The organism is Micromonospora sp. WMMD1120 (assembly GCF_029626235.1).
GTDB lineage: Bacteria > Actinomycetota > Actinomycetes > Mycobacteriales > Micromonosporaceae > Micromonospora.
Map to the genome: position 1 here is coordinate 4,057,267 of NZ_JARUBO010000005.1, position 22,515 is coordinate 4,079,781.

Genomic DNA, 22,515 nt, shown 5'->3' on the forward strand with positions numbered 1-22,515 from the left:
ACCGGTAGTTCCGGCCGGAAACCGGAAACCTGCTCGAAACGTTAAGGCCGTCTATGTCCGGGCGTCAACGCTGAAAACTTCCGGAAATGGCTCAGGTGAGCTGCGAGACCCTGACTGGCCGACCGCCGAAACTTTCGGGATCGGGGTGCGGTGCCGTGCGCCGGACGCGGCGCTCAGCGCAGACCGGCGAAGAGATCGTCCTCGGGCGTTGGCGCGCCCGTGCGGTCACCGACGCGGAGGAAGGTCTCCACGCCCATCAGCTCGACGAACCGCTCCTGGCCGAGTTGGAGGAAGAAGATGTTCTCGGTCTGACTGGCGTGGGTGGCCAGCGCGGCGAACTTCTGCGCGCCGTAGCCGCGCGTGTCGACCCAGGTGGTGATGTCCTCGTCGGGAAGGCCGAGCTGCGGGCCGTCCGCCTCCGGTTCGGCCCACTCGATGCCGAGTTCCTTCATGACCCGACCGAACTCCGCGAACGCCGAGCGCGGCACCGTGGTCCAGTAGACCTTCGCCGGGACGTCGGTCTGCCGCACCGCCTCCATGGTGATCCGGTGGGCCTGGATGTGGTCCGGGTGGCCGTAGAACCCGTTCTCGTCGTACGTGACGATCACGTCGGGCTGGTACCGCCGGATCAGCTCCGCCAGCCGGGCCGCAGCATCCGCCACGGGTGTCGTCCAGAACGAGCCGGGCAGGTCGTTGGTGGACCACCCCATCATGCCGGAGTCGGCGTACCCGAGCGTCTCCAGGTGGCTGACCCGCAGCTCGGCGCAGCTGGCCGCCAACTCGGCCTGGCGCATCGCCACCACGGCGGCCGGGTCGTGCCCCGGGTCGCCCGGCTTCACCCCACCGGGACCGTCGCCGCAGCGCCCGTCGGTGCACGTCACGAGGACCGTCCTGACCCCCTCCGCGGCGTAGCGGGCGAGGACGCCGCCGGTGCTGGTCGCCTCGTCGTCCGGGTGGGCGTGCACCGCCATCAGGGTCAGGGGTCGCTCAGCCATGTGCTCACCCTACGCAACGCGGCCGAGCGGTATGCGCCGAGTGGTTGTCGGCCGAAACGGCGCGCGGGACCGCCGCCGGTTCCTAGATTCGGCAGTGGTCGACAGGTTCCGGCAGATCGGGTACAGGGGGAAGCCGATGGCAAAGGCCGCCGCGGGATTCACCGACGTGCGACAGATCGACGCCGGGCTCCTGAACGTGGGCTACGTGGACGCCGGGCCACCCGACGGGGAGGCGGTGATCCTCCTGCACGGCTGGCCGTACGACATCCACAGCTTCGTCGACGTCGTGCCGGTGCTCACCGCCGCCGGATACCGGGTCGTCGTGCCGTACCTGCGCGGCTACGGCACGACCCGGTTCCTCTCCGCCGACACCATGCGAAACGGCGAACCGGCGGCGATGGCGCTCGACCTGGTAGCGCTGATGGACGCGCTGAAGATCGACACCGCCAAGCTGGCCGGCTTCGACTGGGGAGCGCGTACCGCCGATGTCGTGGCGGCGCTCTGGCCCGAGCGCTGCCGGGGGCTGGTCTCGGTCAGCGGCTACCTGATCGACGGCCAGGCGTCGGGCCGGGTGCCACTGCCCCCGAAGGCGGAGTTCGCGTGGTGGTACCAGTACTACTTCGCCACCGAACGCGGACGGGAGGGGTACGACAGGAACCGGCGCGACTTCGCCCGGCTCATCTGGCAGACGGCGTCGCCGAAATGGACGTTCGACGACGCCACGTTCGACCGCACCGCGGCGTCGTTCGACAACCCCGACCATGTCGACATCGTGATCCACAACTACCGCTGGCGGCTGGCCCTCGCCGACGGCGAGGCCCGGTACGACGAGATCGAGCAGCGTCTGGCCGGTAAGCCGAAGATCAACGTACCGAGCATCTCCCTGGAGGGGGATGCCAACGGCGCGCCGCACCTGGAACCCGGCGTCTACGCCAAGCAGTTCGCCGGTCAGTACGAGCACCGCACCGTCGGCGGTGGCGTCGGGCACAACCTGCCCCAGGAGGCGCCGCAGGCGTTCGCGGAAGCGGTGCTGCAGGTCTGATCCGTCAGCCCCGGTGACCTGCGGCGACCCTCCGGCCCGGCGTGAGCGCGGCGGACCCGACGTACGCTGCCGCGATGAGCGCACCGCGTCGCATCCTCGTCTACGGCGTGTACGGCTCCGGCAAGTCCACACTGGCGGCACGGCTGGCCGACCGTCTCGGGCTGCCCTGGCATCCGGTCGACGACCTGCTCTGGCAGCCGGGCTGGGTCGAGGTGCCGGTGGCACAGCAGCGCGGCCGGATCGAGGAGATCTGCCGGCGTGACCGCTGGATCATCGACGGGGCCTACCACGGCTGGCGGGACGTCGTGCTGGCCCGCGCCGACCTGGTCGTCGGCCTGGACCTCCCCCGGTGGCGCTCCTTCTGGCGGCTGCTCCGCCGCACCGTCCGCCGGGTGCTGACCGGCGAGGTCATCTGCAACGGCAACCGCGAGTCGCTGAGCAGCGTGCTGTCCCGCGACTCGATCCTGGTGTGGCACGTCACCGCGTTCCGCCGGGCCCGTCGACGGATGCGGGCCTGGCAGGGCGATCCGTCCGCGCCGCCGGTGGTGCTGCTGCGCACCCCTGCCGAGGTGGACGACTGGCTGGCCGGACTGCCCCGGCGCTGAGCGGCGAACGCCAGCGGCGCTCTGGCCGGCACGGGTGTCAGGCCGGCCGGACCGCCCGTCCGAGGGCGCAGGGCGAGGAGGGGCTGTTGCTGCCGGCCGGGAACCGGAACCGGCGCAGCTCCTCGATCCGGAAGCCGGCCGCCCCGATCGCGGCCACCGTGTCCCGACCGGTGTGGCAGCCGGCGAACAGCCTCGGCCACAGCGTCGCGTCCAGGAGCCGTTGGGCGCGGCGTACGCGGCTGCCGTCCTCGGCGGCGACGTGTTCGAGGAAGCGCAGCTCGCCCCCGGGCCGCAGCACCCGGCTCGCCTCGGCCAACGCACCGGCCGGGTCGGGCACCGTGCACAGCACCAACGCGACCACCACCGCGTCGAACTCGCCTCTCCCGGCCGGTAGCGCCTCGGCCAGGCCGTCCACGACGGTGACCGGAACCGGGGCGAAGGGCGCGGCGCGCTCGGCGGCGGCGCGCAACCGTCGTTCCGGTTCGACGGCGACCACCTCGGTCACTCCCGGCGGGTAGTGGGCGAACATCCGACCGTTGCCGGCACCGATCTCGATCACCCGTCCGGACAGGCCGGCGACCAGGTCGGCGCGGAACGCCGCCGTGCCGGCGCGGTCCATGGCGACGCTGAGTCGCTGGTAGACCCGGGCGAACACCGGGTGGGACACCGTTGCCACGGTTACCTCCAACCGACGGTTGCGCACTGTCGAACTGTTTCGCGCCGATTGTGCTGCACCGACGCACGGTTTGCGTCTTACTGGTGGCGAACACGACTCGATCCAGCGTAGACAGGACGTGGTAGGACCATGAAGATCGTCGTCATCGGGGGCAGCGGCCTCATCGGCTCCAAACTCGTGGACCTCCTCCGCGCCCGCGGCCACCAGGCGGTGCCGGCGTCGCCGAAGACCGGCGTCAACACGCTGACCGGCGAGGGGGTGGCCGGCGCGCTGACCGGTGCCGAGGTCGTCGTGGACGTGTCGAATTCACCCTCGTTCGAGGACGCCGCGGTGCGCGAGTTCTTCGAGACGTCCACCCGGACGCTCCTCGCCGCCGCCACGGACGCCGGGGTGGGTCACTACGTGGCGCTCTCCATCGTGGGCTGCGACCGTATCCCGGACAGCGGGTACATGCGGGCCAAGGTCGTCCAGGAGGAGCTCATCGCCGAGGCGGAGATCCCGTACTCGGTGGTGCACGCCACCCAGTTCTTCGAGTTCCTGCAAGGGATCATCGACGCCGGAACGGAGGGCGACACCGTGCACCTCGCGCCGGTGCTCATCCAGCCGATGGCGGCGGACGACGTCGCGGCGGCGGTGGCCGAGGTGGCCCTCGGCGCGCCGACGAACGGCGTGGTCGAGGTGGCCGGCCCGGAGCAGTACCGCCTCGACGAGCTGGCCCGATCCGTCCTCGCCGACGAACAGGACGCCCGGTCGGTGGTGGTCGATCCGGACGCCAGATACTTCGGCGCCCGGCTGGGCGAGCGCTCGCTCGTCCCGGCGGACGGCGCCCGCATCGCGGCGACCAGCCTCGCCGACTGGCGTACCCGGGCGAAGCGCGCGGGCTGACCGGCACGCTACGTCGGCGGCCCGGGCCCGTCCGCGCGCCGGCCGAGTCGGCGCGTGAGCTCCCGGACGGCCTCGGTGAACGGCTCGTCGGCTTCACCCGGCCAGTGCCCGTGGATGGGCGGGGCGACGCTGTCGCCGGGCGGGGCGACCACGCCGCGGGGATCACGGAGCCGTCGGTCCACCCGATCGGCCGGGTCGTCGGCGCTGGCCGGCGTCGGTCCGGGGGAGAAGATCCAGCCGCCGATGGGGTCGGTGTCGCGCCACAGGTTGATCCAGCGCCAACCCACCCGGCGGCCGATCTCACGCAGCGCCGCGTCGTCGACGAAGGCGGGGAAGAGCCGTGCGTAGAGGCGGCGCAGCGGTGATCCGTGGGTGAGCAGGGCCACCCGGCTGCCGACCTGCGGCGGCAACTGGAGCACCGTCGCGGCGAGCAGGACCGAACCGTGACTGTGTCCGGTGAGCAGCACCGCGTTCCCGCGCTCGACGAGGTGGGTGATGCGGCGTGCCAGCTCCGGCACCGCCCGCTCGGCATAACAGGGCGGCGCGAACGGGTGTGCGGCGCGCGGCCAGAAGGTGCCGAGGTCCCAGAGAACGGCGACGTGCCGACGGAACGGGGCGGTCCGGTAGGCGAAGATGCCGCCGACGACCAGCGCGAGGATGACCGCGGCGATCACCCAACTGCCGACGGCGATGCCGAAGGTGACGGCGTCCGCCGGGAGTCCGGCGTTCCGCTCGAGCACGTCGCCCGGAAACTGCCCCAGCAGGCCGATGGTGGTGGTGGCGGTGCCGAGGCCGGCGAGACACCCGTAGACCACGGCCAGCGGCACCACCTTCTCGGTGAAGCGGGCCTGGGCTATCGCGTCGCGGACCTGGCGTAGTCGGGGGCGGGCCTCGGCGGGCGGGTCCGGATAGTCGCGGGCGACGATCGCCGCGGCCGCCCGACGCCGACCGGGTCGGGAGATGAGGATGACGAGGCCGGCGACGACCGCCGTGACCAGCAGCGCCCGGAAGAAGCCGTAGATCGCCCAGGTGTAGACCCGGGGAGGCCCGGCGGCGATGCCCTCCCCGGTCGGCGCGTCGCGGTCCAGGAAGTCCGCCACCCGGTAGACCAGCTCGGCGGAGTACGCCACCGCCAGGCTGATCCCGGTGGCCGCGACGACGAGAGCGCCCAGCCCGAACAGCGGCGTGGCACCGCGTGGCCGGTCCCGGTGCCAGAGCAGCACCACGCCGAGGGCCACCAGCAGCGCCGTCTGGGCGACGAACACGCCGGCCACCAAGCCGTCCTGGCCGGGCAGTCCCTGCTCGTCGTGCCACGGTCGCGGGTCGGTCAGCACGTGCGCCACGACGCCGACGGTCAGGACGATGGCGCCGGTCCGGAGGGCACGGGTCACCCCGTCGAGCCTCTGGTTGTCGGCGGCCCGATCGATGAGCGGCGGTGTGCAGAGCAGCCCGGCGCAGGCGGTCAGGACCAGTCCGGTGGCCGCCATGAGCGCGATCGTGACGAGCGAGCCGCCGCCCGCGGCACGCGCCACCAGCAGGCTCAGGTCCAGCGTCGCGAACGCCGCCGCGACGTGGATGGCACGCAACCGGCCCACCAGCGGTTCGGCGTCCCACCGCCCGATCGTGCCGAGCCGCGACGTGGTGAGCCCCTGCTCGGGCGCCCGGAACGCCTCGAAGGTCCGGCCGGGGCGGTTGCTGATCCGCCAGATCAGGCCGATCGCGGCGACCGGGACCAGCGCGAGCGTCGCCAGCCGTACTCCGACCGGTCGCCCGCCCAGCCAGGACAACCAGCTTCGCCCGGTCAGGCAGTCGGACGAGGCCAGGCATGTCCAGCCGACCAGGTCCAGGGCGACACCGGCGATGGCGAGCACGTACAGCACGGTGAGGGTCAACCCCAGCAGTCGGCACAGGGACTTGACCACCGCCTCGGAGCCGGGGCTCGCCGGGCGCATCCAGATCGCGACGTTGACCAGCATGAAGGGCAGCAGGAAGACCACCGCCAGGGTGCGGGCCACAGTGCCGGAGGGCAGATCCCCCCAGCGGTACGCCTCGAGCGTCACCCCGGGCAGGCCGGCCGGGTCCGCGCACCGGGGCCGTGGCCGGTAGAAGCCCCCGGACTGGTCCCCCGCCACCTGCCCGGCCTCCCGCAGGTCCAGCACCTGTGCAGCGCTCGCGCCCGAGACCCCGTGCACCCGGAGTTCCACGACGTCGCCGGAGCTGTCCGGCCCGCTCAACCGTAGTGACCCATCCGACGTCCCCCCGAGGCGTCGCGTGTCCCGCGGGCCGGCCCCGACGTCCCGCGCCGCCGACCGCGGCGACGGCAGAGCGGGGTACCCGAACCGGGCGGCCTCAATCGCGGCACTACCGCCCGGGCCGGGTCCGATCCGCCAACGCTGCCGATTCGGGCAGGTCGTCCGGGTGGCCCTTGGCCAGCTCCGTCCGATAGCTGCGCGGCGACAACCCGGTGGCCCGCTTGAAGGCGACGCTGAGGGCGCTCTCCGAGCCGTACCCGACGGCCTGCGCGATGGTGGCGACGGTGTCCGTCCCACGCCGGAGGCGCTCTGCCGCGAGCTCGATCCGCCATCCGGTCAGGTATTCCAGCGGGCCCGATCCGACGACCTTCTTGAAGCGGGCCGCCAGCGTCGACCGGGAGACGGTGGCAGCCCGGGCGACCTCGTCCACCGTCCACCTGTGCGCGGGGCGGGCGTGCATCGCGCGTAACGCGGGCGCGACCACCGGGTCGGCGAGACCGGCCAACCAGCCGGCGGAGGACCTGTCGGCGCGCGCCAGATGCAGCCGGAGAACCCGGATCAGCAGTACCAGCGCCAGGTGCTCGGCGACGAGGTGGGAGCCGAGTCGCGTGGATCGCAGCTCCGCGTCGATCTCGCCGAGGGCCCACTGGACGGTGCCGGCCTCCGGGGTGTCCGCCGGCACGTGGATGACCGGCGGGAGATCGTCCAGCAGGAGGGTACGGGCCCGCCCGCCCAGGGAGAACGCTCCGCCGATGAGGAGCACGTCGTCGCCGTCGCCGACGCGCGCCACGCCGTCGGCGGCGGCGGCGAAGATCGGGTACGCGGGCTGGACCGGCGCGTCGGGGTCGGTGAACAGGGTGTAGGCCACCGGCCGGGTCAGCAGGAAGCAGTCCCCCTCGCCGAGGCTGATCGGTGCGGCGAGGCCGTCGACGCGCAGCGCGCACCGGCCGCGCCGGACGGCGTTGAACTTGGCCCCGGCCGGCGGGTCGAACCCGACGGCCCAGCCTCCGCCCCCGACCAGCGCGGCGGAGACGTGGCTTTCCGCGCCGAGCAGGGCCAGGACGTCCTCCAACGGGTCCATCCGCACCTCCTGGACGCCCACGAAAGTATGATGGACTCCAGAGTATAGGCAGTCCGAGTCAGTCGTTCGTAGCGTGGGTTGCATGACAGCAAACCCAGGCATCACCACCCCGTTCGATGCCGGCACGACCGCCGCCGAGATCGTCGAGGGTGTCGACCTCACCGGCCGCCGAATGATCGTTACCGGGGGTGCCTCCGGCATCGGGGCCGAGACGGTGCGCGCGCTGGCCGGTGCCGGCGCCGAGGTCACCGTCGCGACCCGGAATCCACGAGCGGCCGACGGACTCGTCGAGGAGTTCGGCACCGGCGCCACCCGGGGGACGGTCCGGTCGTCCGCCCTCGACCTCGCCGACCTGGCGTCGGTCGACGCCTTCGTCGCGGCCTGGCAGGGTCCCCTGGACGTGCTCGTCGCCAACGCCGGAATCATGGCGCTGCCGTCCCGCCAGTTGACCCCCGAGGGCTGGGAACTCCAGCTCGCGACGAACCACCTCGGCCACTTCGCGCTCGCCCGAGGGCTGCACGACAACCTGCGGGCCGCCCGGGCGGCCCGGGTCGTCGTGGTCAGCTCCGGCGCGCACCTGGCCGCGCCGTTCGACTTCGACGATCCGCAGTTCGAGCGGCGCCCGTACGACCCGTGGTCGGCCTACGGCCAGTCGAAGACCGGGGAGGTGCTGCTCGCGGTCGGCATGTCGCGCCGGTGGGGGAGTGACGGGATCACCGCGAACGCCCTCAACCCCGGGTACATCTTCACCAACCTCCAGCGACACATCGACGACGAGACGATGCGGGCGATGGGTGCCATGGACGAGGCGGGCAACCTCATCGAGGCGGACTACTACAAGAAGCCCGCCCAGGGCGCGTCGACCACAGTGCTCCTCGCCGGCTCGCCCCTGCTCGACGGTGTGAGCGGCCGGTACTTCGAGGACAACCAGGAGGCCCCTGTCGTACCCGGTGGCCCCGACGCCACCGGTGGCGTCGCCGCGCACGCGATGGACCCGGTCGCCGCCGACCGGCTCTGGGCGTACGCCGAGCAGACCCTTGCCGCACGCTGAGCGCGGCCGGCCCCCGGCGGCGAGGATTGAGCAGATCGTGACGGGGTAGGCGCCGCCATGGTCGCTGCCGGTCGGCGCGGGGCGGAGGCGCGCGCTCCGGTAGTCGTGCGGCTGCGGGACCGCGCGACGGCGACACTGGGCGAACGCTTCCGTCGGGTACGGACCATCGGCGGCCTGGCAGTGCAGGCCGGGCTCGCCGCGGCGCTGTCCTGGTTGGTGGCGCACGAGGTGCTGCACGTGTCACAGCCGGTGTTCGCGCCGATCTCGGCCGTCTCGACCCTCGCCGCCTCCGTCGGTCAGCGGCTGCGCCGCACGGTCGAGCTGATCATCGGTGTCACCGTCGGCGTGCTGATCGGTGACCTGCTGCTCGTGGTGATCGGCACCGGATGGTGGCAACTCGCCCTGATCGTGGTGCTGGCGATCGTCGTCGCGCTGTTCCTCGTCGGCAGCGCGGCTGTGGTGCTCCAGGCCGGGGCGACGGCGGTGCTGATCTGCACGCTCAGCCCGTCCATCCGCGATCTGGAGATCCCCCGGTTCGTGGACGCGTTGGTCGGGGGAGGAGTGGCGCTGCTGGTCACCGCGGTGCTGCTGCCGTTGAACCCGCTGCGGGTGCTCAACCGGGCGGCGCGGCCCGCGTTGGACCTCCTCGTGACCCAGCTCGACGCCACCGCCGACGCGTTGCGCGAGCGCGACGCCGCTCGGGCCCGGACCGCCCGGGACGAGCTGCGGCAGAGCGCTGGCAAGTTGAAGGCGTTCGTCGAGGCGACCCAGGGCGCCCGGGAGGCCAGCACGCTGTCGCCGGTCTACCGGCACCAGCGGTACGGGCCGATCGGACGCTACGCGCGGGCGGCCGAGCCGATCGACCGGGCGGTACGCAACAGCGGAACCCTGATCCGGCGGGCCGTGACGCTGATCGAGGACGGGGAACCGGTTCCGGAGCCGCTGCCGAGGGCGGTGGCCGACCTCGCCGAGGCCGTCCGGTCACTGAAGCGGCAGTTCGCCGCCGGCGTCGAGCCGGACCGCGCGCGGGAGCAGGCGCTGCGGGCGGTCCGGACGGCGGGTCAAGCCTACCGGGAGGGTGTCGGCTTCTCCGGTGCTGTCGTGGTGGCACAGGTCCGTACGACGGTCAGCGATCTTCTGGCCGCCAGCGGGTCAGCCCAGGAGGACGCGAACGACCTGGTCCGCAGGGCCTTCGGTGACCTGTGAGAACGAACCGGCGCAGCGGTTGGCAGTGCTCTGAGCCACTGGTGTTGCACCCTGAGCCAAAGTGGTGCCATGATGGTGCCATGGAGCTGAGATCGTACGTCGAGAATCTGCGCGCCGAGTTCGCCGTGGCCGCCGAGGGCGTCGACCCGGAGGCCCGGGTGTTGGCCGAACGACTCTTCACGCAGTTGGAGGCGGCCACCCGTCTCACGCTGCTGGAAGCCCTGTCCGACGCGGCCGACGAGATCACCCGCGATCTCGCGCCCGGGTCGGTGCACGTCCGCCTGCGCGGGCGTGAGCCCGACTTCGTGGTGACGCCGGCCAGCCCACCGGCCGAGGCGGCGCCCGAGGTCACCGGCCCGCCTCCGCTGTCGGCGCCACCGCCGGTTCCCGAGGGCGACGACGGCGGCACGTCCCGGATCAACCTGCGGCTCCCCGATCACCTCAAGGCCAGCGTCGAGGAGGCCGCCGGTCGCGCCGGGCTGTCGGTCAACGCCTGGCTGGTGCGGGCCGTCGCCGCCGCCGTTTCCGGCGGCGAGACGGAGCGCCGTCCACCCCGCCGTCCGGAGCCGCGCTCCGGCCAGCACATCACCGGCTGGGCCCGCTAACCCCCCTCCGGTACCCCTCTCCACCGCGCCGCTGACCAGCGGCGACCGTCAGCGACCACAGTTCGGGAGAGCACCATGCCTGTTTTCGAGACGCCAGAGCCGATCACCGCGCGGATCGAGATCCCCGTCGGGGATGTCTGGATCGCCGCCAGCGACCGCACCGACACGGTGGTGACGGTGCGTCCGCGTGACCCGTCCAGCAAGGCCGACGTCAGCGCCGTCGAACAGACGACCGTCGAGTACGCCGCCGGGCACCTGGTGATCCGGGTGCCGAAGAGCTGGCGCCGCTACGGGTTCGGCACCGGGCCCTCGGTCGACGTCCTGGTCGAGGCGCCGACCGGGTCCCGGCTGCACGCCGAGTCGTCCTGGGCGGCGTTCCGGTGCGAGGGGCGACTCGGCGAGTGCCGGATCAAGACCGGAGGCAACGTCCGGCTCGACGGGACCGGGCCGCTGGACATCGACTCCAGCCACGGCGAGGTCGCTGTCGAGCACGTCCTGGGCGCCGCCCGGGTGAAGGTCTCGTCCGGCAAGGTGCGCCTCGGCGCGGTCGACGGCACCACCGAGATCAAGAACTCCTCCGGCGACTGCTGGATCGGCCGCAGCGGCGGCGACGCCCGGGTCAACACCGCGTACGGCGACATCACGGTGGACGTGGCGGCGGCCTCGGTGACGGCCCGCACCGCGTACGGCAACCTCCGGCTGGGCGAGGTCGCCCGCGGAGCGATCGAGTTGCAGACCTCCTACGGGGCCATCGAGGTCGGCATCCGGCGCGGCACCGCCGCCTGGCTCGACGTCAGCTCCAAGCACGGTCGCGTGCACAACGCGCTCGAGTCCACCGACAGCCCGGCGGAGACCGACGAGACCGTCGAGGTCCGGGTGAGCACCTCCTACGGCGACATCACGCTCCGCCGCGCCTGATCCGCCCCGCGAGACCACCGACGAGGAGACCATGAACAGCTCCCTGAACCCCGCGATCGTCGCCACCGACCTGCGTAAGTCCTACCGCGACAAGGTCGTGCTGGACGGCATCGACCTGATGATCACCGAAGGCACGATCTTCGCCCTGCTCGGGCCCAACGGGGCCGGCAAGACCACCACCGTGCAGATCCTCTCCACCCTCGTCGACGCCGACGGCGGCATCGCCCGGATCTTCGGCCACGACCTCACCCGGGAACCCGACGCGGTCCGCCGACTGATCGGTGTCACCGGTCAGTTCTCCGCCGTCGACAACCTGCTCACCGGGCGGGAGAACCTCAACCTGATGGCCGACCTGTGTCACCTGGACCGGGTCGCCAGGCGGCGACGGAGCAGCGACCTGCTCGAGCAGTTCGACCTGACCGAGGCGGCCGGCAAGCCGGTGTCGACGTACTCCGGTGGCATGCGTCGGCGGCTCGACCTCGCGATGACCCTGGTCGGCGAGCCCCGCGTCATCTTCCTGGACGAGCCGACCACCGGGCTCGACCCGCGCAGCCGCCGGGCCATGTGGGAGGTCATCCGGGGGCTCGTCGCCGAGGGCGTCACCATCCTGCTCACCACGCAGTACCTGGAGGAGGCCGACCAGCTCGCCGACCGCGTCGCGTTCCTCGACCACGGTCGACTGATCGCCGAGGGCACGCCCCGCGAGCTCAAGCGGCTCATCCCGGGCGGTCACGTCGTGCTGCAGTTCGCCGACGAGGCGGGGCTCGACTCGGCGGCCCGTACGTTCGCCACCGCCACCCGCGACGACGCGGCGCTCACCCTCCAGGTGCCGAGCGACGGCGGCGTCGGGTCCCTGCGCGCCCTGCTGGACCAGCTCGATCGCGGCTCGATCGACGTGGCCGGGCTCTCCGTGCACACCCCCGACCTCGACGACGTCTTCCTCAGCCTCACCGGTCGACCCGACCCCCGGGCCGGCCGACCCGACCACGAAAGGGCTCCCGCGCGATGAGCACCCTCTCCCTCGCCGCCCGCGACTCGGGCACGATGCTGCGGCGCAACCTGCTGCACATGCGCCGCTACCCGTCGATGACCTTCCTGCTCATCGGCATCCCCGTCATCCTCCTGCTGCTCTTCGTGTACGTCTTCGGTGGCACCCTCGGCGCCGGCCTCGGGCCGTCCGGCGACCGCGCCGACTACGCCAACTACGTCACGCCGGGCATCCTGCTGATCACCGTGGTCAGCGCGGCGCAGGGCACCGCGATCTCGGTCGCGATGGACATGACCGAGGGCATCATCGCCCGTTTCCGGACGATGGCGATCTTCCGACCGTCGGTGCTGACCGGCCACGTGTTGGGCAGCCTCATCCAGACCATGCTCGGCCTCGCGGCCGTCGTCGGCGTGGCCCTGCTGATCGGTTTCCGGTCCACCGCCGGCCCGCTCGAGTGGCTTGCCGCGATCGGGGTCCTCGCCATGATCACCTTCGCGCTGACCTGGCTGTCCGTCGCCCTCGGACTGGTCAGCGACAGTGTCGAGACGGCCAGCAACCTGCCCATGCCGCTGATTCTCCTGCCGTTCCTGGGCAGTGGGTTCGTGCCGACCGACTCCATGCCGACGGCGGTGCGCTGGTTTGCCGACCACCAGCCCTTCACGCCCGTCATGGAGACCCTTCGGGGGCTGCTCCTCGGCACCGGGATCGGGGCCAACGGCGTCATCGCTGTCGCCTGGTGCGCCGTCATCACTGTGCTCTGCTTCCTCTGGGCCAAGACGCTGTACAACCGCAACCGGTCCGCCTGACCCGATCCGGCCCGACCCGGGCGTGGACCAGTGACCGACGACCCGGCCCCGGTGGGCCGGGTCGTCGCCGTGATCTCCGGCTCTGGTGCTGTCGGTTGTCCGGCGCGGTGCCGCCCCGTCATCGTCGCGGCCGAGTCGATCAGAAGGCCGGCACCGGAAACGTCGATTGTTATCGATAACACCTAGCGGAGGGCTGGCCCGGTCCGACGGGCGGTGTCGTCGATGCCGCCCGGTCGTGGGCAGGTGGTCCCGAAAGGCCGTTCCGCGGGATCGATCACGAGGGCGGTGACGGATGATGATGTTATCGCTGACATCGCGGCGGGACCCCGACGGTCGCCGCCGCGCCGGACCCTCGCCTGTCGGCGGTGCCTGTCGGGGTCGTCGGCCCCCCGGCGCCCCCGGCGTTCGTCCCCGTGGTTGACCAGTGACCGGTCGGCACCTTTCGCAGTGGTCTGTCATCAACTCGCCCGAACTCGTCCTCCTTCTGCGTTCCGTTACGGAGCTGTTGCGGGGGGATGTCTTGACGACTCTGGATGTGAGCGTTAACACTATCCCCGTTAACGGTGGAGGTGAACATGAACCGTGTGGACGGAGCTGACGACCGCTACGTCGTCGGTGTCGACTTCGGCACCCTGTCCGGGCGAGCTCTGGTGGTCCGTGTCGGTGATGGTGCCGAGTTGGGGACCGCGGTGCACGAGTACGGCGACGGCGTGATCAGCACGGCCCTTCCGGGAGGGCGACCCCTTCCCCCGGACTGGGCCCTGCAGAACCCGGACGACTACCGCGACGTGCTGCGGTACGCCGTTCCGGCGGCCGTGTCCGCGGCCGGAGTGGATCCGGCGGCGGTGGTCGGCATCGGCATCGACTTCACCGCCTGCACCGTGCTGCCGACGCTCGCCGACGGCACCCCGCTCTGCGAGACGCCGGCACTGCGCGACCGTCCGCACGCCTGGGTCAAGCTGTGGAAGCACCACGCCGCGCAGCCGCACGCGGACCGGATCAACGCGCTGGCCCACGAGCGGGGCGAGCCCTGGATCGGCCGGTACGGCGGCAAGATCTCCGCCGAGTGGCAGTTCGCCAAGGGCCTGCAGATCCTGGAGGAGGACCCAGAGGTCTACGACCTGGCCGAGCGCTTCGTCGAGGCGGCCGACTGGATCGTCTGGCAGCTCTGCGGCGTCGAGACCCGCAACGTCTGCACCGCCGGTTACAAGGGCATCCTGCAGGACGGTCAGTACCCGTCACCGGAGTTCCTGACCGCGCTCAACCCCGCCTTCGGCGACTTCGTGGCCAAGCTGGACGGTCCGCTGCTGCCCCTGGGTGAGCGGGCCGGCGCGCTCACCGCCGAGGCCGCCGCGTGGACCGGCCTGCCGGAGGGGATCGCGGTGGCCGTCGGCAACGTCGACGCGCACGTCACCGCGGCGTCCGCCCAGGCCGTGGAGCCCGGTCGGCTCGTCGCCATCATGGGCACCTCCACCTGCCACGTGGTCAACGGCACGGAGGTCGCCGAGGTGGCCGGCATGTGCGGCGTGGTGGACGGTGGCATCAGCCCCGGCGCCTGGGGGTACGAGGCCGGGCAGAGCGGAGTCGGCGACATCTTCGGCTGGTTCGTCAAGCACGCCGCCCCGGCCGGTGTCGACTCGCACGAACGCCTCACCGAGCTGGCCGCGAGCCAGCCCGTCGGCGCGCACGGTCTGATCGCCCTGGACTGGTGGAACGGCAACCGATCGCTGCTCGTCAACCACGACCTCAGCGGAATGATCGTCGGGATGACCCTGGCCACCCGGCCGCAGGACATCTACCGCGCGCTGCTGGAGTCCACCGCGTACGGCACGCGAATGATCATCGAGGCGTTCGTCGACGCCGGGGTCGCGGTGAACGACCTGGTGATCGCCGGCGGCCTCACCAACAACGCGCTGCTGATGCAGATCTACGCCGACGTGACCAGGCGGCCCTTGAACATCATCGCCTCGGCGCAGGGGCCGGCGCTGGGCTCGGCGATCCACGCCGCCGTCGCCGCCGGCGCGTACCCGTCGATCCACGAGGCGTCGCGGGCGATGGGCCGGGTGCACGAGGCCGTCTACCGCCCGGACCCCGAGCGGGCCCGTGCCTACGACGCCCTGTATGCCGAGTACCGGGCGCTGCACGACCACTTCGGACGCGGCGGCAACGACGTCATGCTCCGGCTGCGGGCGATCCGCAACGCGGCGGTCGGCACCGCCGAAACCACACCCGAGACCGCGTTGGAGGTGGTCGCGTGAGCGCCGAGGTGACCCGACAGATCCGCGAGCTGCGGGAGACCGTCGCCCGTCTGCACGCCGAGCTGACCCGCAACAACCTGGTCGCCTGGACGTCCGGCAACGTTTCCGCGCGGGTTCCGGGCGCGGACCTGCTGGTGATCAAGCCGAGCGGGGTGAGCTATGACGACCTCACCCCCGAGACGATGGTGGTGTGCGACCTGGAGGGCGCCCTGGTCGAGGGCGACTTCGCCCCGTCCAGCGACACCGCCGCCCACGCCTACGTCTACCGGGCTATGCCCGAGGTGGGCGGCGTCGTGCACACGCACAGCGGGTACGCGACCGCCTGGGCCGCGTGCGGGGAGTCGATCCCCTGCCACCTGACCGCGCAGGCCGACGAGTTCGGCGGGGAGATCCCGATCGGTCCGTTCGCGCTGATCGGCGGTGACGACATCGGCAAGGGCATCGTCGCGACGCTGGCCGGGCACCGCTCGCCGGCGGTGTTGATGCGCAACCACGGCGTGTTCACCATCGGCCGCGACGCCCGCGCCGCGGTGAAGGCGGCGGTCATGTGCGAGGACGTGGCACGTACCTCGTACCTGGCCCGCACCCTCGGGCGGCCGGTGCCGATGGCCCAGGCCGACATCGACGCCCTCTACGACCGCTACCAGAACGTCTACGGTCAACAACCAGTCGCACCGGCGGGTTCCTGACCCCTTCCCCGGTCATCGGGGACCCGCCGGTCTGCACCACGACGCACCAGCACGCACCACCCGCGTACGCCGCTCTGTCCCACCCGGCGGTTGGCGCGGTTACCCACCACATCCAGCCAAGGAGATTCGATGGGAAAGATGCGAACGCAGTCCGTCCGGTGGCGCGCTGTCGCGGTCCTCGCCAGCGCGTTGCTGGTGGGAGGCGTGGCGGCCTGCGGCAACAGTGACACCGGCGGCGGCGGGTCCAAGGACGACGGCAAGATCACGATGGGCTTCTCGCAGGTCGGTGCGGAGAGCGGGTGGCGGACGGCGAACACCACCTCGATCAAGGAGGCGGCCGCCGCGGCGGACATCGAGCTCAAGTTCGACGACGCCCAGCAGAAGCAGGAAAACCAGATCAAGGCGATCCGCAACTACATCCAGCAGAAGGTCGACGTGATCGCCTTCTCGCCGGTGGTGGAGTCCGGCTGGGACACCGTGCTCAAGGAAGCCAAGGACGCCAAGATCCCGGTCATCCTGACCGACCGCGCGGTGGACTCGGCCGACAAGTCGCTGTACAAGACGTTCCTCGGCTCGGACTTCGTCAAGGAGGGCCGACTCGCGGGTGAGTGGCTGGTCGAGCAGAAGAAGACCGCCTCCGGACCGGTGAACATCGTCGAGTTGCAGGGCACCACCGGTGCGGCGCCGGCCAACGACCGGAAGAAGGGCTTCGCCGAGGCCATCGCGGCCAACCCGAACCTGAAGGTCATCGCCTCGCAGTCCGGCGACTTCACCCGGGCCGGCGGCAAGCAGGTCATGGAGCAGTTCCTCAAGGCCAACCCGAAGATCGACGTGCTGTTCGCGCACAACGACGACATGGGTCTGGGCGCGCTCGAGGCGATCACCGCGGCCGGCAAGGTGCCCGGCAAGGACATCATCATCATCACCGTCGACGCGGTGAAGGACGGCATGCAGGCGCTCGCCGACGGGAAGTTCAACTTCATCGCGGAGTGCAGCCCGCTGCTCGGCCCGCAGCTGATGGACCTGGCCAAGAAGATCCACGCGGGCGAGGAGGTGCCTGCTCGGATCGAGACCGAGGAGACCACCTTCACCCAGGAGCAGGCCAAGGAGGCCCTGCCCAACCGTAAGTACTGATCCACGGCGGGGTCGCCGCGCTTGCGCGGCGACCCCGCCGCGTCGTTTCCTTACCCACAACGGACCGGGCCTGGCCCGCGACCATCCCGTACGACGCCCACCGAGCGACCCGCAGGGACGAGCGGTGGGGATCGCTGGGGGCGTCGCGGCCCTTCCGTGTCGACGACCCAGAAGAGGTCTGATGGGATGACGGATAGCCGTCCGGTCCTGACGATGACCGGGATCAGCAAGTCCTTCCCCGGGGTGCGCGCACTCCACGATGTCAACTTCCGGCTCTTCCCCGGCGAGGTGCACGCCCTGATGGGCGAGAACGGCGCCGGCAAGTCGACCCTCATCAAGGTGCTGACCGGTGTCTACGACACCGACGACGGCACGATCACCCTGGCCGGCGAGCCGGTGTCGTTCACCGGACCGATGCAGGCGACCGCCGCCGGGGTGAGCACCGTTTTCCAGGAGGTCAACCTCTGCACCAACCTCTCGGTGGCGGAGAACATCTTCATCGGCCGTGAGCCCCGGCGGTTCGGCGCGGTGCGCTGGGGTGAGGTGCGCCGCCGTGCCCGCGCCCTGCTGGCCCGCCTCGACCTCGACCTCGACGTCAGCGCGCCGCTCGGCTCCTACTCGTTGGCGATCCAGCAGATGGTCGCCATCGCCCGCGCGATCGACATCCAGGCCCGGGTGCTGATCCTGGACGAGCCGACCTCCAGCCTCGACGCCGGTGAGGTGGCGCAGCTGTTCCGGATGATGCGGAACCTGCGCGACGAGGGCATCGCCATCCTGTTCGTGACCCACTTCCTCGACCAGGTCTACGAGATCGCCAACCGGATCACAGTGCTCCGCAACGGCGGTCTGGTCGGCGAGTACCTCACCACCGAGCTGCCCCAGCTCTCCCTGGTCGAGAAGATGATCGGCAAGGAGCTCGACGTCCTGGAGGGCATCGAGGAGCACTCCCGCCGGGACCTGGCCGCGCTGGAGGAGGGCACCCCGCTGGTGGCGGTGTCGAACTTCTCCCGCTCGGGCGCGGTCGAGCCGTTCAGCCTGACCATCCACTCCGGTGAGGTGGTGGGCCTGGCCGGTCTGCTGGGCTCCGGGCGTACCGAGGTCGCGCGGCTGCTGTTCGGGGCCGACCGCCCCGACGGCGGCCAGGTCGCCATCGACGGGACGGCCAGCAGCCTGCGTACCCCCGCGCAGGCCATCGAGCACGGTGTCGGCTTCTGCTCGGAGAACCGCCGCGCCGAGGGAATCGTGGCCGACCTGTCGGTGCGGGAGAACATGATCCTGGCCATGCAGGCGGCCCGCGGCTGGCTGCGGCCCATTCCGCGCCGCCGCCAGGACGAGCTGGTCGACAAGTACATCAAGGCGCTCAACATCCGGCCGGCGGACCCGGAGGTGCCGGTCCGGAACCTGTCCGGCGGCAACCAGCAGAAGGTGCTCCTGGCCCGGTGGCTGATCACCGAGCCGCGGCTGCTGATCCTGGACGAGCCGACCCGGGGCATCGACATCGGCGCGAAGACCGAGATCCAGAAGCTGGTGACCCAGCTCTCCGACGGCGGCATGGCGGTGCTGTTCATCTCCGCCGAGCTGGAGGAGGTGCTGCGGCTCAGCCACAAGGTGGCGGTGATGCGGGACCGGCAGATGGTCGCGCAACTCGCCAACGACGACAGCCTGGACGCCGACCGCATCATGCAGACCATCGCCAGCGGATCCCACCGGGAGGAGGCGGACCGATGAACGACACCACGAGCCGCTATCGGGCGATGACGGGTCACCGGCTGTTCTGGCCCGCCGTCGTGCTGTTCGTCATGCTCGCCGCGAACACTGTCTACCGGCCCGGGTTCCTGTCCATCGAGCTGAAGGACGGGCACCTGTACGGCACACCGATCGACATCCTGCGGCTGAGCGCGCCGTTGATCCTCGTCGCGCTGGGCATGACGCTGGTCATCTCCACCGGCGGCATCGACCTGTCGGTCGGCTCGCTCTGCGCGATCAGCGGCGCCATCGCCTGCATGTACATCAGCAAGCAGCCCGACCAGAACAGCCTCGGCGTGGTGGCGACCGCCCTCGCGATGGCGCTGGGCGTCTCGCTCGTGCTCGGGGCCTGGAACGGCGTGCTGGTGGCCGTGATCGGCATCCAGCCGATCATCGCCACCCTGATCCTGATGGTGGCCGGCCGGGGCCTCGCCCAGCTGATCACCGAGGGGCAGATCATCACCATCAACTCCGAGCCGTACCGGGCGATCGGCCTGGGGCACCTGCTGACGCTGCCGTTGGCCATCTTCATCGCCCTCGCCGCGGCGCTGCTCGTCGCCGCGTTCACCAGGCGGACCGCGCTCGGCATGATCGTCGAGTCGGTGGGCGGCAACTCCGAGGCCAGCCGGTTGGCGGGCATCCGCTCCGGCCGGGTGGTGTTCCTGGTGTACGTGGTCGGCGCCGCGTGCGCCGCGGTGGCCGGCTTCATGATGACCGCCAACGTGTCGAGCGCCGACGGCAACGCCGCCGGCCTCTGGGTGGAGCTGGACGCGATCCTCGCCGTCGTCATCGGCGGCACGTCCCTCGCGGGCGGTCGGTTCTTCCTCAGTGGCACGATCCTCGGCGCGCTGATCATCCAGACCCTGACCACCACCGTGTACGCCATGAACATCTCGCCGCAGACGTCGCTGCTGTTCAAGGCTGTCGTCGTCATCGCCGTCTGCCTCGTCCAGGCGCCGGCCTTCCGGGCCCGGTTCCGCCGCCGCAGGCGCGGCACCCCGCCGCCCGTCGCCATCGCCGACAAGCCGAAGGAGCAGGTGCCGGCATGACCACTGGATCGCTCACCGTCCCTCGGACCCGGCTCCGGCTGCCGAGACGGCAGATACCGGTGCTGGCGACGCTCGCCCTGCTGCTGGTCATGTACGGCATCGGCGTGTCCCAGTACACGGCGTTCTCCAACGTGCAGGTCATCTTCAACGTGTTCATCGACAACGGCTTCCTGCTCGTCGTCGCGGTGGGCATGACCTTCGTGATCCTCACCGGCGGCATCGACCTGTCGGTCGGGTCCGTCGTCGCGATGACGGCGATGGTGTCCGCCGCGCTGCTCGAGAACGGCATGCCGGCGGCGCTGGTGCTCGTCATCGCCCTGCTCATCGGCCCCACACTCGGCCTGCTGATGGGTTGTGTCATCCACTTCTTCGAGATCCAGCCGTTCATCGTGACGCTCGCCGGGATGTTCTTCGCCCGGGGCATGTGCACGTTCATCTCCGGCGCGTCGATCCCGATCACCGACGGGTTCTGGACCTCGATGTCGCAGGAGCGGATCGGCAACCCCTCCGGCAACTTCGTGTCGATCAGCGTGCTGATCGCCTTCGCCGTGGTCCTCGTCGCCGCGTACACGCTGGCCTACACCCGGCTGGGGCGCAACGTGTACGCCATCGGCGGCAACCCGCAGTCGGCGCTGCTGATGGGCCTGCCGGTGGGGCGCACCCGGATCGCCGTCTACACGATCAGCGGCCTGTGCTCGGCGATCGGCGGCATCCTGCTGTCGTTCTACACCCTCTCCGGCGCTCCGCTGATCGCCGTGGGGATGGAGCTGGACGTCATCGCCGCCGTCGTCATCGGGGGCACCGTGCTCACCGGTGGCGCCGGCTACGTCTTCGGTACGGTGCTCGGCGTCCTGGTCCTGGGCGTGATCCAGACCCTGATCACCTTCGACGGCAGCCTCAACTCCTGGTGGACCAAGATCGTGATCGGCGGCCTGCTCTTCGCGTTCATCCTCCTTCAGCGTCTCATCGGAATTCGTTACAAGTGACCGCCCCTCTCGCGGAAGGCAACCCCATGGCACCACACACCGCACCCGAGATCTGGTTCCTCACCGGCAGCCAAGGCATGTACGGCGAGGAGACGCTCCGCCAGGTGGCCGAGCAGTCCCGTCAGATCGCGGCCGCGCTCGACGACTCACCGCAGATTCCCGCCCGCGTGGTCTGGAAGCCCGTCCTGACCAACAGCGGCGAGATCCTGCAGGTCTGCCGGGACGCCGCCGCCCAGGGCGCGATCGGGGTCATCGCCTGGATGCACACGTTCTCACCGGCGAAGATGTGGATCTCCGGCCTGGACGCGCTGCAGACGCCGCTGCTGCACCTGCACACTCAGTCCAACGTTCTGCTGCCGTGGAACGACATCGACATGGACTTCATGAACCTGAACCAGGCCGCCCACGGCGACCGCGAGTTCGGGTACATCCAGACCCGCCTCGGCGTTGCCCGCAAGACGGTGGCCGGCCACGTCAGCGACCCGCGGGTCGCCGCTCGGGTCGGCGCCTGGGCGCGCGCCGCGCTGGGTTGGTCGGCGATGCGGTCGCTGCGGCTGGCCCGCTTCGGTGACAACATGCGCGACGTCGCGGTGACCGAGGGCGACAAGGTCGAGGCGGAGCTGCGCTTCGGGGTGTCGGTGAACACCTACGGCGTCAACGACCTGGTCGAGGTGGTCGGCGAGGTCACCGACGCGCAGGTGGACGACCTGGTCAAGGAGTACGAGGACACCTACCGCGTCGTCGGCGAGCTGGCCTCCGGGGGCGAGCGGCACGACTCGCTGCGCTACGCCGCGCGCCTGGAGCTGGGCCTGCGGGCGTTCCTGGACGCCGGCGGGTTCCGGGCGTTCACCACGAACTTCGAGGACCTCGGCGGGCTGCGCCAGCTGCCGGGCATCGCCGTGCAGCGGCTGATGGCCGACGGCTACGGCTTCGGTGGCGAGGGCGACTGGAAGACCTCCGTCCTGGTGCACACCATCAAGTCGATGGCGGTGGGCGTGGACGGCGGCACGTCGTTCATGGAGGACTACACCTACGACCTCACCCCGGGCGAGGAGTTGGTGCTCGGCGCCCACATGCTCGAGGTCTGCCCGACCATCGCGTCCGACGTACCCAACGTGGAGATCCACCCGCTCAGCATCGGCGGCCGGGAGGACCCGGTCCGGCTGGTGTTCGACGCCGCGCCCGGCCCGGCGGTCGTGCTGGGGCTGGCCGACATGGGGGAGCGCTTCCGCCTCGTCGCCAACGAGATCGACGTGGTCGCCCCGCCGCAGCCGCTGCGCCGGCTGCCGGTGGCCCGGGCGGTCTGGCGTCCGCGCCCCGACCTGCCGGTGTCGGCCGAGGCGTGGATCACCGCCGGCGCACCGCACCACACGGTGCTCTCGCAGGCGGTGGGCGTGGAGGAGCTGCACGACCTGGCCGAGATGAGCCGTACCGAGCTGGTGGTCATCGACGCCAAGACGGAGCCTCGCCGCTTCGCCGACGAGTTGCGCTGGAACCAGGCCTACCACCGGCTGGCCCGCGGCTTCTGACGATCCTCCGACAG

20 protein-coding genes are annotated in these 22,515 nt (G+C 71.2%); 16 read left to right on the top strand and 4 right to left on the bottom strand.

What is annotated here, in order from left to right; translation table 11 throughout:
• Nucleotides 1–173 precede the first annotated feature (173 nt).
• Entirely contained in the window at nucleotides 174–995 is an 822-nt protein-coding gene (locus O7634_RS19125) for a PIG-L family deacetylase (RefSeq protein ID WP_278151477.1), read from the bottom strand.
• Nucleotides 996–1,131: 136 nt separating this feature from the next.
• Here O7634_RS19125 and O7634_RS19130 point away from each other — a divergent pair, with 136 nt between their 5' ends.
• Nucleotides 1,132–2,037 carry an alpha/beta hydrolase gene (locus tag O7634_RS19130; protein WP_278151478.1) on the top strand — a complete coding sequence of 302 codons (906 nt, stop codon included), beginning with the start codon at nucleotides 1,132–1,134 and terminating at the stop codon, nucleotides 2,035–2,037.
• A 74-nt stretch (nucleotides 2,038–2,111) separates the two neighbouring features.
• Nucleotides 2,112–2,642 carry an adenylate kinase gene (locus tag O7634_RS19135; RefSeq protein WP_278151479.1) on the top strand — a complete coding sequence of 177 codons (531 nt, stop codon included), beginning with the start codon at nucleotides 2,112–2,114 and terminating at the stop codon, nucleotides 2,640–2,642.
• A 37-nt stretch (nucleotides 2,643–2,679) separates the two neighbouring features.
• Here O7634_RS19135 and O7634_RS19140 read toward each other — a convergent pair whose 3' ends face one another.
• Nucleotides 2,680–3,318 (bottom strand): class I SAM-dependent methyltransferase, encoded by a 639-nt coding sequence (locus O7634_RS19140; RefSeq protein WP_278151480.1) that lies wholly within the window; start codon nucleotides 3,316–3,318, stop codon nucleotides 2,680–2,682.
• 129 nt (nucleotides 3,319–3,447) lie between these two features.
• Between O7634_RS19140 and O7634_RS19145 the strand changes: the two genes are divergently transcribed.
• Complete coding sequence (locus O7634_RS19145; RefSeq protein WP_278151481.1) at nucleotides 3,448–4,203, top strand: SDR family oxidoreductase; 756 nt, start codon at nucleotides 3,448–3,450, stop codon at nucleotides 4,201–4,203.
• A gap of 8 nt (nucleotides 4,204–4,211) precedes the next feature.
• Here the strand turns inward: O7634_RS19145 and O7634_RS19150 are convergent, their stop codons facing one another.
• A complete protein-coding gene (locus O7634_RS19150; protein WP_278151482.1) occupies nucleotides 4,212–6,437 on the bottom strand; it encodes a hypothetical protein in 2,226 nt (741 codons plus the stop codon).
• Nucleotides 6,438–6,564: 127 nt separating this feature from the next.
• Nucleotides 6,565–7,557: an AraC family transcriptional regulator gene (locus O7634_RS19155; RefSeq protein ID WP_278151483.1), complete on the bottom strand. Its 993-nt coding sequence runs from the start codon at nucleotides 7,555–7,557 to the stop codon at nucleotides 6,565–6,567.
• A 61-nt stretch (nucleotides 7,558–7,618) separates the two neighbouring features.
• Between O7634_RS19155 and O7634_RS19160 the strand changes: the two genes are divergently transcribed.
• The 13 genes from O7634_RS19160 (at nucleotide 7,619) to araA (ending at nucleotide 22,501) form a co-directional block, all read left to right on the top strand.
• Nucleotides 7,619–8,587 carry an SDR family NAD(P)-dependent oxidoreductase gene (locus tag O7634_RS19160; RefSeq protein WP_278151484.1) on the top strand — a complete coding sequence of 323 codons (969 nt, stop codon included), beginning with the start codon at nucleotides 7,619–7,621 and terminating at the stop codon, nucleotides 8,585–8,587.
• A 57-nt stretch (nucleotides 8,588–8,644) separates the two neighbouring features.
• Nucleotides 8,645–9,793, top strand: a complete 1,149-nt coding sequence (locus tag O7634_RS19165; protein WP_278151485.1) for an FUSC family protein — start codon at nucleotides 8,645–8,647, stop codon at nucleotides 9,791–9,793.
• 80 nt (nucleotides 9,794–9,873) lie between these two features.
• Complete coding sequence (locus tag O7634_RS19170) at nucleotides 9,874–10,398, top strand: hypothetical protein (RefSeq protein ID WP_278151486.1); 525 nt, start codon at nucleotides 9,874–9,876, stop codon at nucleotides 10,396–10,398.
• A gap of 75 nt (nucleotides 10,399–10,473) precedes the next feature.
• Nucleotides 10,474–11,316 (top strand): DUF4097 family beta strand repeat-containing protein, encoded by an 843-nt coding sequence (locus tag O7634_RS19175; RefSeq protein ID WP_278151487.1) that lies wholly within the window; start codon nucleotides 10,474–10,476, stop codon nucleotides 11,314–11,316.
• A gap of 31 nt (nucleotides 11,317–11,347) precedes the next feature.
• Complete coding sequence (locus O7634_RS19180) at nucleotides 11,348–12,325, top strand: ATP-binding cassette domain-containing protein (RefSeq protein ID WP_278151488.1); 978 nt, start codon at nucleotides 11,348–11,350, stop codon at nucleotides 12,323–12,325.
• Nucleotides 12,322–13,110 (top strand): ABC transporter permease, encoded by a 789-nt coding sequence (locus O7634_RS19185; RefSeq protein ID WP_278151489.1) that lies wholly within the window; start codon nucleotides 12,322–12,324, stop codon nucleotides 13,108–13,110. Before O7634_RS19180 ends, O7634_RS19185 begins: the two co-directional genes overlap by 4 nt.
• A 575-nt stretch (nucleotides 13,111–13,685) precedes the next feature.
• Nucleotides 13,686–15,368 (top strand): ribulokinase, encoded by a 1,683-nt coding sequence (araB, locus tag O7634_RS19190; RefSeq protein WP_278151490.1) that lies wholly within the window; start codon nucleotides 13,686–13,688, stop codon nucleotides 15,366–15,368.
• Nucleotides 15,365–16,057, top strand: a complete 693-nt coding sequence (locus O7634_RS19195; protein ID WP_278151491.1) for an L-ribulose-5-phosphate 4-epimerase — start codon at nucleotides 15,365–15,367, stop codon at nucleotides 16,055–16,057. Before araB ends, O7634_RS19195 begins: the two co-directional genes overlap by 4 nt.
• Nucleotides 16,058–16,195: 138 nt before the next feature.
• A complete protein-coding gene (locus O7634_RS19200; protein ID WP_278154016.1) occupies nucleotides 16,196–17,191 on the top strand; it encodes an ABC transporter substrate-binding protein in 996 nt (331 codons plus the stop codon).
• A gap of 186 nt (nucleotides 17,192–17,377) precedes the next feature.
• The gene (locus tag O7634_RS19205) at nucleotides 17,378–18,919 is read left to right on the top strand and encodes a sugar ABC transporter ATP-binding protein (protein ID WP_278151492.1); all 1,542 of its coding nucleotides are present in this window, start codon (nucleotides 17,378–17,380) and stop codon (nucleotides 18,917–18,919) included.
• Nucleotides 18,916–19,986 (top strand): ABC transporter permease, encoded by a 1,071-nt coding sequence (locus O7634_RS19210; protein ID WP_278151493.1) that lies wholly within the window; start codon nucleotides 18,916–18,918, stop codon nucleotides 19,984–19,986. Before O7634_RS19205 ends, O7634_RS19210 begins: the two co-directional genes overlap by 4 nt.
• The gene (gene yjfF / locus O7634_RS19215; RefSeq protein WP_278151494.1) at nucleotides 19,983–20,972 is read left to right on the top strand and encodes a galactofuranose ABC transporter, permease protein YjfF; all 990 of its coding nucleotides are present in this window, start codon (nucleotides 19,983–19,985) and stop codon (nucleotides 20,970–20,972) included. The genes O7634_RS19210 and yjfF overlap by 4 nt, the downstream gene beginning before the upstream one ends.
• 26 nt (nucleotides 20,973–20,998) lie before the next feature.
• Nucleotides 20,999–22,501, top strand: coding sequence for an L-arabinose isomerase (gene araA / locus O7634_RS19220; protein WP_278151495.1), 1,503 nt, complete (start codon nucleotides 20,999–21,001; stop codon nucleotides 22,499–22,501).
• Nucleotides 22,502–22,515 lie beyond the last annotated feature (14 nt).